This window comes from Mucilaginibacter sabulilitoris, assembly GCF_034262375.1.
Taxonomy (GTDB): domain Bacteria; phylum Bacteroidota; class Bacteroidia; order Sphingobacteriales; family Sphingobacteriaceae; genus Mucilaginibacter; species Mucilaginibacter sabulilitoris.
In genome coordinates, this window is record NZ_CP139558.1 from 1,728,393 (window position 1) to 1,741,055 (window position 12,663).

Annotated in this window: 10 protein-coding genes; 8 read left to right on the plus strand and 2 right to left on the minus strand. The window is 44.5% G+C overall.

The window, feature by feature from the left end; all coding sequences use genetic code 11:
• Positions 1-13 precede the first annotated feature (13 nt).
• Genes SNE25_RS07460 through arsB form a run of 5 tightly spaced genes read left to right on the plus strand, consistent with a single transcriptional unit; the run spans position 14 to position 2,971 of the window.
• Positions 14-577: a DUF6428 family protein gene (locus SNE25_RS07460; protein WP_321564470.1), complete on the plus strand. Its 564-nt coding sequence runs from the start codon at positions 14-16 to the stop codon at positions 575-577.
• Between the two features lie 12 nt (positions 578-589).
• A complete protein-coding gene (arsN2, locus tag SNE25_RS07465; protein WP_321564471.1) occupies positions 590-1,021 on the plus strand; it encodes an arsenic resistance N-acetyltransferase ArsN2 in 432 nt (143 codons plus the stop codon).
• Between the two features lies 1 nt (position 1,022).
• Positions 1,023-1,436 carry an arsenate reductase ArsC gene (locus SNE25_RS07470; RefSeq protein ID WP_321564472.1) on the plus strand — a complete coding sequence of 138 codons (414 nt, stop codon included), beginning with the start codon at positions 1,023-1,025 and terminating at the stop codon, positions 1,434-1,436.
• 45 nt (positions 1,437-1,481) lie between these two features.
• Positions 1,482-1,811 (plus strand): ArsR/SmtB family transcription factor, encoded by a 330-nt coding sequence (locus tag SNE25_RS07475; RefSeq protein WP_321564473.1) that lies wholly within the window; start codon positions 1,482-1,484, stop codon positions 1,809-1,811.
• Positions 1,812-1,855: 44 nt separating this feature from the next.
• Positions 1,856-2,971 carry an ACR3 family arsenite efflux transporter gene (gene arsB, locus SNE25_RS07480; protein ID WP_321564474.1) on the plus strand — a complete coding sequence of 372 codons (1,116 nt, stop codon included), beginning with the start codon at positions 1,856-1,858 and terminating at the stop codon, positions 2,969-2,971.
• A gap of 182 nt (positions 2,972-3,153) precedes the next feature.
• Here the strand turns inward: arsB and SNE25_RS07485 are convergent, their stop codons facing one another.
• Positions 3,154-5,238, minus strand: a complete 2,085-nt coding sequence (locus SNE25_RS07485; protein WP_321564475.1) for a beta-galactosidase — start codon at positions 5,236-5,238, stop codon at positions 3,154-3,156.
• Positions 5,239-5,484: 246 nt separating this feature from the next.
• On the opposite strand from SNE25_RS07485, the gene SNE25_RS07490 reads away from it, so the two are divergent.
• The 3 genes from SNE25_RS07490 to SNE25_RS07500 all read left to right on the plus strand — a co-directional run bounded on the left by SNE25_RS07490 (position 5,485) and on the right by SNE25_RS07500 (position 8,822).
• On the plus strand, positions 5,485-7,242 hold the full coding sequence (locus tag SNE25_RS07490) for a family 43 glycosylhydrolase (RefSeq protein ID WP_321564476.1): 1,758 nt from the start codon (positions 5,485-5,487) through the stop codon (positions 7,240-7,242).
• Between the two features lie 72 nt (positions 7,243-7,314).
• Positions 7,315-7,818: a hypothetical protein gene (locus SNE25_RS07495; protein WP_321564477.1), complete on the plus strand. Its 504-nt coding sequence runs from the start codon at positions 7,315-7,317 to the stop codon at positions 7,816-7,818.
• A gap of 47 nt (positions 7,819-7,865) precedes the next feature.
• Positions 7,866-8,822, plus strand: coding sequence for an acetyl-CoA carboxylase carboxyltransferase subunit alpha (locus SNE25_RS07500; RefSeq protein WP_321564478.1), 957 nt, complete (start codon positions 7,866-7,868; stop codon positions 8,820-8,822).
• A 609-nt stretch (positions 8,823-9,431) separates the two neighbouring features.
• Here the strand turns inward: SNE25_RS07500 and SNE25_RS07505 are convergent.
• Positions 9,432-12,569 (minus strand): protein O-mannosyl-transferase family, encoded by a 3,138-nt coding sequence (locus tag SNE25_RS07505; RefSeq protein WP_321564479.1) that lies wholly within the window; start codon positions 12,567-12,569, stop codon positions 9,432-9,434.
• Positions 12,570-12,663 lie beyond the last annotated feature (94 nt).

Genomic DNA, 12,663 nt, shown 5'->3' on the forward strand with positions numbered 1-12,663 from the left:
AATCAATTCTATTATGAACAATCAGGAAGCTATAAACTGGATAGGTTTTAAAGAACAACTGCTCATGCACCCTAATCTTGATCTGCAATTTCAATATGCCGAGAACAAGCGGGTTGATGCCTCGTACCATATTACCGAAATTAAACAGGCGCCTATTGTGTCGGTTGACTGTGGCGGTAAAATGAACAGCTGGACGGAGATCATTGTACAATTGTGGGAACCTGCAGCACAGCAGCAGGACAGGGCCATGAAAGTTGGTAAAGCTTTATCTATTATAGAACTGGTTGAAAAAACTTTACCGCTAAATCCGCTGGCTACTGTTAAAATAGAGTTTGGCAATTCGGAATTTGATACCCGGCAAATGTTCCCAAGCAATATTACTATCGATGGCGATGACCTGGTGGTTGATCTTCGTCCAGATTCGGTACAATGTAAAGCTATTGAAAGGGGCGGAAGCTGCGGTACCACAACCTCAGGCGAAGAATGCTGCGCCCCGGCAAATGAGAAACCAAAGGTTGAGTTGAAAAATTTGGCTGCAACTACCGCGTGCTGTACACCAGGAGCTGGATGCTGTTAAATTTGTATTACTATGCAGATAAAACCGGCCGATAATTACAGGGAAAACATTGTACAAATGTTAAACTCAGCAAAGTTGCCTGCCGGCGACCTGCCGGAGTCGTTAGCGAATTTTTTAGTGGCGCTAAACGATGATGGTATCGTAATGGGTACGGCTGGACTTGAGGTTTACGGCGATGATGCTTTGCTCCGCTCGTTAGTGGTTTTGCCGAAGCACCGTGGTAAAGGAGTAGCAAACCATTTGATTACAGAGATAGAAAACCTTGCCAGGCATCATAAGGTAAACACTATTTATTTGCTTACCGAAACAGCTCAGAGATATTTTAGTCGTAAGGCATACCATGAAATTAACCGGGAGGCGGCATCCAAACAAGTTCAGGCTTCGTCCGAGTTTAGTCACGTATGCCCTGTGTCGGCCGTCGTAATGAAAAAACAATTAATTTGATATGAAAAATATACTGGTTCTGTGTACAGGCAATAGTTGCCGCAGCCAAATAGCGCATGGTTACCTGCAAGCTTTTGCCGGGGATAAAGCGCAGGTATACAGCGCAGGCGTGGAGGTTCATGGCGTAAATCCTAAAGCTGTAAAAATTATGGCCGATGATGGTGTGGACATTAGTCACCATACGTCAAACAATGTAGATGAATATATGGATATCCCGTTCGATTATATCATTACAGTTTGCGATAACGCCAAAGAGAACTGTCCGTATTTTCCGTCAAAGGCACAGCGCTTTCACCAGAATTTCCCCGACCCGGCTAAAGCCACCGGTACGGAGCAGGAGGTAATGGATGAATTTAAACGGGTGAGGGATATGATAAAAACGTATGCGGCTTATTTTGTCGAGCAATACGTGTAAACCAGTTTTTGATTATTAAACGCTTTAATCGTAATATTGCTTGCAATGGGTTTAACCAAAACAGAAAACTTTACCGAGGCTCAAAACGAGCTGGCCAAAATGCTCAAAGCGTTGGCGCATCCCGCGCGCATTGCTATTATCGAGCATTTAATAAAAGCCAATGCCTGTATAGGTACAGATCTGGTTGAAGTACTTGGTTTGGCCCAACCCACCACCTCGCAACACCTGCGCGAACTTAAAGAAGCCGGACTAATCAAAGGCACCATTGAAGGGACATCCATGAATTACTGTATTGATCAGGTAAAATGGAAACAATATGCCGATAAATTGAACGCATTTTTTGTGCCCGTGAATTTCCCCGAAAACTGCTGTTGATTTTTTTGAATTTAATTATCGTTTTATTGCAATATATAAATGTAATGAATGCAAATAGCTGTAATCCCGCAAAGCGGAAAAAATTGTCGTTTTTAGACAGGTACCTTACTTTATGGATATTTATGGCAATGGGTGCGGGAGTGGCTCTAGGCTATTTTGTACCATCGGCTAAAAACTATATCAACCAGTTTCAATCAGGTACAACCAATATTCCCATAGCCATTGGGTTAATGCTGATGATGTACCCTCCGTTTGCCAAAGTGCGGTTTGAACAATTGGGACGTGTGTTTAGCAACATTAAGATACTGTCCCTCTCGCTGGTCATGAACTGGCTCATAGGTCCCGTGCTTATGTTTTTGCTTTCGGTAATTTTTCTGCGGCATCATCCGGCTTATATGGTTGGGCTTATCATGATAGGGCTGGCCCGTTGTATTGCCATGGTAATTGTATGGAACGAACTGGCCGACGGTAACCGCGAATATGTTGCCGGGCTTGTTGCTTTTAACAGTATATTCCAGGTGCTTTTTTATAGCCTGTTTGCCTGGCTGTTTGTTACGGTTGTGCCCCCATATTTCGGGCTTGCAGGTTTGCACATAAATATCGGCATTGGGCAAATAGCGCAAAGCGTACTTGTTTACCTGGGTATCCCGTTTTTCGCCGGATTTTTAACGCGTTATATTTTACGCAAAATAAAGGGCGATATGTGGTACACTAATCACTTTCTGCCTAAAATAAGCCCCATAACATTAATTGCATTATTATTTACCATTTTGGTGATGTTCAGTCTTAAAGGCGATCTCATAGTGCAGATACCATTTGATGTGATCCGCATTGCTATTCCGCTGGTTATTTACTTTGCTATTATGTTCCTGGTGACCTTTATGGCTGGTAAATGGCTCGGTGCTGATTATGCCCAAAACACAGCACTTGCCTTTACGGCTGCCGGTAATAATTTCGAACTGGCCATTGCGGTATCAATCGGCGTATTCGGCATGAACAGTGGTGAGGCTTTCGCCGGTGTAATTGGGCCACTGGTAGAGGTGCCAGCTTTGATAGGTCTGGTTAATGTGGCCTTTTGGTTGCGGAAGCGGTATTATGTACAAGATCTCAAAATAACGAGTCATGCTGAGTTGTTAAATCGGGGGGCTGAAGGGAAATGACGTTGCTAAAAGGGCTGTCATGCTGCTTGTCGAAGCATAGCGGGCAAAGGCCTTTCCGCACGAGTCTTCGACAGGCTCAGACTGATAGCCCTTTACACGTTGAAATCGAATACGTCATGAGTAACCTATTTCAGCTTTTCACAGGACAAGGATGCTGAAACAAGCTCGGCATGACTGTTTTATCAATTTACCTCAATAATTTTTACGTCCCACGCCCCCAGCTGCAAAGTTGATTTTGACGCGATGCTGCTGTCCGATAACAGCTCCTTACCATTACTATAAGGATAAGTTAGGCTGGTTTCCTTATCCGAATAATTGAAATAATAATGTACCGTTTTGCCGTTCTTATTAACCCCCGATTTGGTGATTACAGGAAAGGCGATCTCCTGGTCGGTGCCCCATAATCCTACTTTTTTAACCGCATCGGTCAGTATTTTGTCGGTCACGGCGCTGCTGGTGAGGCAGCCTATATAGGTGGCCAGTCCCTTGCCATAGCTGTTCTCGGTAATGGCGGCGTATTTACCCCAAACCGGGTGGTCGTAATAAGCCAGTACCTTGGCTGTCGATGGGGTGATGAGCTCCATCCAGGTATTAATTTTCTTATCCTCGGGCTTCAAATTAAAATCATCGCCCTTTAAGCTTACATTTTCGGGTACGGTGAACTGGCTGTAGTAAATACCGCAAGCCTCGCCGATAATACCCGGTTGATGGGTGGTACGCACTTTCACATTCTGATCGGAAAAGCCACTTTTTAAAGTATATATCACATGACCTCCGTTTTTTACAAAGCGGTTAAGGCGCTGCAGCAGGCTATCAGGCGCGGCATACAACAGGGGCACGATCAGCAGTTTATAGTTTTCAATGTTCTGGCTGGTGGGGTCAACAAAATCGCAGCTCACATTCATGTGGTAAAGCCCATCATACAGCTGGCGCAGCACATCATTATAGCCTGTGTGTACACCCCAGCCAAAGCCAAACGCCTTAAAACCGCTCAGCGCCTCATTGCTGAACAGTATGGCTACATCACTTTTCTTTTTAAGGTTGATAATTTGAGGACTGAGCCTTGCAAAATCTTTTCCGATTGTTTTTGCTTCATCATAAACCGGGTTGGGCTCAAAATCATGACTCAACAACCCTTTCCAGTAAGTTTCGGCCGAGTTATGGATGGAGTGCCATGGCCAGTACTCCACCATGTTTGCCCCCGAAGCAATATGGCTAAAAGCTTGCAATCGGAGCTGACCGGGGTAGGGTGTCCATTGCGGAAAACCCTGTGCTTCGGTTTCCAGTACCAGGTAGTTTTTACCTCCTTTCATTGATCGGGTAACATCGCCTCCGAAAGAAATTTCGGCCCCCGTTAGCTTATCCTGGCTGGAGTGGTAAATATCAACCCCGGCAATATCCAAAGCCTTGGCAGCGGCAAAATGGTCAACATCGGGCTGTATACCGAAAGAATAACCACGCCATTCAAAATCAAAGTTGTGGGTAATAAACTGGTCGGGCCGTTTGTATTCGCGTACAATAGCAGCCTGCCAGGCCAGGTAATCGGTAACCAGCTGCCGCTGAAATTTAGCAAACTCCGCTGCCAGGCTGCCGTTGATGGTACCGACCATCGACGGAAAATCCTCCCAGTTGTTTATACGGTTGCTCCAATAATCGAGTCCGAAAATTTTATTGATGTTATCGAGTGTTTTGTACTTTGCCTGCATATACTTTACAAACAAAGCCTGCACGTTGGGCCCCGATGTACCGTACGATTTGGTTTCGTTATCAACCTGATAACCAATAACCGCAGGATTATCCTTTACGTGCTCCATCATTTTCCTGATCACCCGGTTGGCATAAAAACGGTAATCGGTATTGGTAATGTCCATATTTTGCCGTACCCCGTAGTGGTTTGGGCCTGATGGGGTGATGGCCAGTATTTCGGGGTGCTTTTTTACCATCCAGGTAGGCACGGCGTAGGTTGGCGTACCAATAATTACGCTGATGCCCGCCTTGTGCATGGCGTTCAGCACCCTGTCAATATGTGTAAAATCAAATACGCCGTCCTGCGGTTCAACCGTGCTCCAGGTCGATTCGGCAATGCGCACCACATTTATGCCGCAGTCCTTCATCATCTGCACGTCTTTGCCGAGCCTTTCGTACGGCATATACTCGTCGTAATAAGCCACACCATAAAGCAGCTTGTCCATTTTGGGGTACTGGGCAAAAGTATAGCCGCCAAAAAGCAATTGCACCAATAAAAGCAATAGGTAATTCTTCTTCATACAAGGGGTTTTTAGGATGAACAGGTTATGGTGATGAATGTACAAATTAATTGTGTCTTTAACACACATTATGAAAAAATAGTAAGCAGAAAAAGCTTGCTGAGTTTATGAAGGAGCGTTATTTTGAGTAATTGAAGTATAAAGCGTGTTATTTGTGAAAGAAATGTAGTAGTATATGGCCTTTTTGGTAATGTATAAAAACAGATATTAGCCCCGGTTGTAAAACTATAACCAATATATAAACCCATGAAAATATTTGCCCGCGTTTTAATCATGCTGCTGTTTTGCCTTTGCCTGTTGCAGGTAAAGGCGCAAACTAAAAGACTTACTTACTGCAACCCGCTTAATTTGGATTACGGTTATACGCCTTTCCCCAATTTTGCCGAGTGGGGTCAGCACCGCGCCACTGCCGACCCGACCATGACCTTGTTTAAGGGTAAATACTATCTGTTTAGTACCAACCAGTTTGGTTATTGGTGGAGCGATGATATGCTGCATTGGAACTTTGTGTACCGTAAATTTTTGAGGCCCTACAACCAGGTGCAGGGCGACGAGCTTTGTGCCCCCGCTACATTGGTTTTGGGCGATACCCTGTTGGTGATCGGCTCAACTTATAATAAAGATTTTACCCTATGGATGAGCACCAACCCTACGCAAGACGACTGGAAGGCCGCTAAAGATTATTTTAAAGTAGGCGCCTGGGACCCCGGCATGTTTGCCGATGATGATGGCCGGGTTTACATTTACCACGGCTCCAGCAACACACTGCCGCTTTATGGGCAGGAGATTGACCGTAAAACCTTCGAGCCCATAGGCCCGAAAAAAGAAATGGTAAAGCTTAATCCCGATAAATATGGCTGGGAACGTTTTGGCGAGCATAATGATAATGTGTTCCTACTGCCCTTTATTGAAGGTTCATGGATGAATAAATACAACGGTAAATATTACCTGCAGTTTGGCGCGCCCGGCACCGAACAAAGCGGTTACGGCGATGGTGTTTTTATAGGCGATAAACCGCTGGGTCCATTTACCTATCAAAAGCATAATCCATTTTCATATAAACCCGGAGGCTTTGCCAAGGGGGCCGGGCATGGGGCTACCTGGCAGGATAAGTATGGTAACTACTGGCATATCTCTACCATGGGCATATCGGTAAAAAATAACTTTGAACGCCGCATCGGTTTCTGGCCGGCCGGGTTTGATAACGATGGTGTGCTGTACTGCAATACCGCCTACGGCGATTATCCGCAATACTTACCCACCGGTCCCGAAGATCACCTGAAAAGCAACTTTACCGGTTGGATGATCCTGAATTATAATAAACCGGTCGAGGTTTCGTCAACCCTGGGGGCTTATGAACCCAACAATGTTGTTGATGAGGACATTAAAACCTATTGGAGCGCCAAAACAGCAAACAAAGGCGAGTGGTTTAAAACCGACCTGGGCGCTGTAAGTACAATAAAAGCCATCCAGATCAATTATGCCGATCAGGATGCCACATTTATGGGCAAATCGATGGGGGTTTTTCATCAGTATATAGTTTATTCGTCGCTTGATGGAAAAACGTGGAAACCACTGATAGACAAAAGCAAAAACAAAACCGATGTACCGCACGACTATATAGAACTGAAAGCTCCGGCAAAAGCCCGCTACCTGAAAATGGTGAACCTGCACATGCCTACAGGCAAATTCGCGCTGTCAGGTTTCAGGGTATTTGGCCTGGGGAATGGCGCAAAGCCTGATACTGTTAAAAGTTTTATCGCCCTCAGGGGCGACAGCGAACGCCGCAATGCCTGGCTCAAATGGAAGCCCATCGATAACGCTACCGGCTATACCATTTACATGGGTATAGCACCCGATAAGCTCTACAACAATATGATGGTGTATGGCAAAAATGAATTTTATTTTAACGGTATGGATAAAGACCTGCCATACTATTTTCAAATTGAAGCGTTTAATGAAAATGGTATTTCCCGGCGCACAAAAGTGTTAAAAGTGGAATAAAAGTTTAATTTTTGCACCATTTTTAACACTTTACAGGCTTAATACATACACTTTTTTGTTAAAATAACGCTTATGCTAAAATCAATACCGGTATTAATAATAAGTTTGATTTTTTATGGTACTCTGCACGCACAGCAGCCTGATAGTACGCTAAAAAAATCGACGGTAAAATCACTTACCGACAAACAGTACAATGCCCTGCTAAAAGGGGAGGACCTTTACGGCATGCCGCTGGTAGCCGAGCTAAACCATTTCCCCATGCCTGATAAGGTTATTAAATATAAAAAGGAACTTGATCTTAGTCCTGTACAGATCACAAAAATTAGCGTCATAGCAACCGAACTTCACCGTAAAAGGGTTGAGATGGGGGGATTTATTATTACCAATGAGGAAACCCTTGATAAACTTTTCCGTAAACAGAGTTTGAATAATGGTGATGTTATTTTTTACGCTAATCGCTCAGGTTTATACTATGGCGAGCTTAGGAACGCCATTTTGCAAGCCTGTTTGAGCACCGGCGATTTATTGGCGCCGCAGCAAATTAAAAAGCTGGAAACTTTGCAAAATCGTAATTGATAATATCCCATTTGATTTACTTAATTTAGCAGCCCCAAATAAATAGTATGAAGATTACTTTTGATTTTGAAAAGCCACTGGCCGAGCTGATACAGCAGATTGACAAGGTGAAGCAGGTTGAAGACAAGAATAAGCTTGACATGTCTGCAACAATAGCCGAACTCGAAGCAAAGCTGGAAGCCGCTAAAAAAGAAATATACTCCAACCTTACCGGCTGGCAAAAAGTACAGATCTCCCGCCACCCCGAACGCCCATATACCCTGCAATATATTGAACTGATGTGCGATGATTTTATTGAATTACACGGCGACAGAACAGTTGGTGACGATAAAGCCATTATTGGCGGTTTCGGAACGCTGAACGGTCAAACAGTAATGTTTATCGGTCATCAGAAGGGGCGCAACACCAAAGAACGCCAGTACCGCAATTTTGGTATGGCCAATCCCGAAGGTTACCGCAAGGCTTTAAGGCTCATGAAAATGGCCGAAAAATTTAATAAACCGGTAGTTACACTGATAGATACCCCGGGGGCATTCCCTGGCCTGGAAGCGGAAGAGCGCGGGCAAGGTGAGGCGATAGCCCGTAACCTGCTCGAAATGTCGGTACTTAAAGTGCCGGTGATCTGCGTAATTATTGGCGAAGGTGCATCAGGTGGTGCTTTGGGTATAGGCATTGGCGATAAGGTACTGATGCTGGATAATTCTTGGTACTCGGTAATATCACCCGAAAACTGTTCTACCATCCTCTGGAAAACATGGGAAAATAAAGAACGTGCTGCCGAAGTATTAAAACTTACCTCATCAGAAATGCTTAAAAACAAGCTGATAGACGGTATCATAAAAGAACCGGTTGGCGGCGCTCATCAGGATCCGGTAGCTATGGCAGCCATCCTGAAAAAGCAACTACTAAAAGACCTCAAAACCCTTGGCGAACGTGAGATCAACGAACTGGTTGCTGAACGCATAGATAAGTTCTGCAGCATGGGTGTTGTTATTGAAGAATAACAGAATTGATATAAAAGAGAGCGGCTTTAGCCGCTTTTTTTGTTTGGTACACTTTCTACATGTCATTGCTGAGCGTGGCCATCTCCCTACTTACACAGCGACATTGCCTGGCGTATAACTGCTTTGGCCGCGGGAGGGCCAGTAACTTTGTAGCCACTAAGTAACCAAAGGGCTTTCAGCAGAAATGCTTCTTTTTGCACAATGCCTTTACCCTGCAATGCAGCAGGAACCACGGGCCGCAATTATTTTGCCCCACTTCGTTAATGCCCACGCTTCAGCAAAAACTTGCTATGCCCCTGCACCGCGCAAGTCCGCCATGTTCTGCCTGCTTTCGCCCGAAGCTTATCTGCTGACAAGAGAAAGAATGAATGTGTGAGGGTAGGCTGTCATGAGCTTGTCGATGCATGGTGGGTGGGTCTCCGCGCACGCCCTTCGACAAGGGAGACAGGCCATATCTAATTAAAAAGAGAGGTGTCATGCTGAGCTCCGTCGAAGTATGGTGGGCAGTCTCTGCGCTCAATCATTCGACGTGCTCGGGGTAACAGGTAGAATAAAAAAAAGCCTGTTTGTATATTATACGAACAGGCTTTTTACTAATAGAATAATATATTACTGTTTTGGTACAGCTCCAAATTTGCCTTCGTATTCTTTTAACTGCGCGCTGAATTTAATATTTAAGCTGGTTTGCTTAAACTCTTTGGTAAAATCAACCAGGCCTTTCAGTATCGACATAGAATATTGAATATCGCGGCTGTCGGTGCTGGTTTCGCCTTTTTGAAGCAGCGTGTAATTATAGTTGAGCAGATCAATCACATAATCATTAACCTGGGCCGACAGTTTATTACCCAACGGTATATCACCCAGCCGGTACGAGCTTTCAATCATATAGTATTTGCGTACCGCTACTTCGGTTGAGTTAATAATGCCGGGCATTACTTCGTCGTATTTTTTAAGCGCGTTTTTTGCCATATCAGGATGTCCTTCTTTTATCAGGTTATCCGTTAAGTTGGAGTAAAGCCTGGTAATTAACGGATAAAACATGGTCATGGATTCATGGTCAAGGTAACTCGCGTTTTTCATGTTGCCCCACTTGAATTTAGTCATCATGTTATGATACATTTCCGGTGTATGACTGTTTTCCAAAGCGTTTGCACTGGTATCTGGTTTAAATGGCAGCAAGCGGTAAGCAAAGCCCTCGTTATACAGATATTTATCAAGGCCCATCATATTTTCATTGGGTACCGTTACCGAAAAATAAATTGGTCTTTTCCAGTTATTATGGCTCAGCATATCCATCATGGCCAAAATATCTTTGGTTACGTAGCGGCCATTAAAGGTCCAGTCCATTTCAGGTGTAATCCTGTCTTTTTCGGCAGCACTTACAGTTCCGGTTTTTATCACCTCGTCGGGGTTAACAGTAAGCTTAAAGTTTTTGGCCGGCAGGTAATTGGCAACATCGCCATTATTATACTCTACCATGGCAGCCTTATCATCAGAGGTAATAAAATCAAAAATCTCCTTTAGCTCTACTGAGCCGGCAACTTTCTGATCGTTAAAATAAATAACATCGCGCACACCTGGTTTAAACTTATCGTTCGGCATGGTGATCGGCAATGGCTCCGACTCATTCATCTTATTTTTCATACCGCGGATGTACCAGTCGGTACCCAGCAGGCTTAAATTCACAATGCGTACGTCGGGACGTACATTTTCAACTTCCTGTATATACCAAAGCGGGTAAGTATCGTTATCGCCGTAAGTAAACAATATGGCGTTTGGCGCGCAGGAGCTGAGGTAATTATAAGCCATATCATGCGGCGTAAGCTTGGTTGAGCGGTCATGATCATCCCACTCCTGGTTGGCCATTAATATTGGTGCGGCCAGCAAACATACTATGGTGGCTATGATGGCGCTAAGCCTGGGGTTGAGTTTCTTACTTAAAAAGTCGGCAATGCCCAGCACGCCTATACCTATCCATATAGCAAAAGCGTAAAACGAACCTGCATAAGCATAGTCACGTTCACGTGGCTGCAACGGATCCTGGTTTAGATACAACACAATGGCAAGGCCCGTAAAAAAGAACAGTACGCCTACCACACCCGCGTTTTTCTGATCGCGGTAAAAGTGGAAGAACACACCAATAAGACCGATAATAAGTGGCAGGAAAAATAAACGGTTATAGCTTTTGCTCTCGGTAACTGAGTGGGGCAGCGGTTTGCTAAAGTTCCATCCACTAATCCAGTTGCCGTCTACACCGGTATTGCTGGTTTGCCCGTCAAGGTCGTTTGTGCGGCCAACAAAGTTCCATAGAAAATAACGGGTGTACATCTGGTTAACCTGCCAGCTGCCAAAAAAGCCCAGGTTGGTGGCAAAGGTAGGGTGTTCGGTTTCGCCCAGCCTGGTCCATGATCTGTAAAATTCAGGGTGACCGCCCTTGTCACTAAACATACGCGGAAACAAGGTATTGCGGTCATAAACGGTTGTTAATTTTTTGCCCGCAATTTCATATTTGGTTTCACCGCGGCGATAAATATTGGCACCTTCGGTTTGCTCGGTTGGCTGCGAATCAAAGAACTGACCATACAGTAATGGAGTATCGCCATACTGATCGCGGTTAAGATAGCCGTTAAGTGCGAAAGCGTTTTCGGGGTCACTGTTATTCAAATTAGGATTGGCTTTTGCCCGCACCACAATCATTACAAACGAACTGTAGCCGAACAGGATAAACAGCAGGCAAATTAAAAATGTATTTAATGCAAAACGGCGTTCGCGTATTTTAACAACATACTCCAACAGGGCTAAAACAGCCAGGCCTACAACAAAACCAATTATGCCTGCGCTAATGCCTAGTGCCAGTATAAAACACACAGCGGCTATTATAATTAGCGGTTTTGAAGGCTTAATCGTATAATATATGCCAAAAACTATGGTGGCTATTACCAAAACAAAAAACATGACCGCGCCGCTGCCAAAGCCCAGGCCCAGGGTATTTACAAAAAGCAGATCGGAAAAAGCCGCGCCTTTTACGGTGAATTGTATAACCCCCCAAAGCACAAATGCAACGGCAACAATCCCGGCGAAAAATGCCCAGAAAGTACCCGATGGGGTTGTGTTTTTAGCCTTGCGGAAATAAATTACCAACGCAATGGCAGGTATTACCAGCAGGTTTAGCAGGTGGATGCCGATAGAAAGCCCCATTACATAAGCAATAAATACGATCCATTTATCGGCGTGCTGCTCATCGGCATGGGCATCCCATTTTAATATGGCCCAAAACACCACAGCAGTACATAAAGATGATTGCGCGTAAACTTCCGACTCAACCGCCGAAAACCAGAACGTATCTGACCAGGCATAGGCCAAAGCGCCAACTAAACCGGCGCCTATAATCAGGATAAAGTTTGTTTGGCTTATCTCTTCACCTTTTTTTATTAATAGCTTTTTTGCCAATGCGGTAATGGTCCAGAACAGGAACATGATGGTTGCGCCGCTGGCCAGGGCCGAGGCCATATTGGCCCAATAAGCCACTTTAGTACTATCGCCAAAGGAAAGCAGGGTAAATACCTTACCAATCATGGTAAACAGCGGAGCGCCGGGCTGGTGTGCTACCTGCAAACGGTAAATACAGGCAATAAATTCGCCGCAATCCCAAAAGCTTGAAGATGGCTCTAAGGTTAAAATATACGTTAGCGTAGCAATAATAAAGGCTATCCAGCCGAATATATTGTTGGTTTTATTGTAACTCATGTCTGAACTTTACGATAGAAAAAAAGGTTTTATGCAGCCCGAAAATAATAAAACTATTACGATGTGGAAATGAAAACCTTTGTATTAACACTTT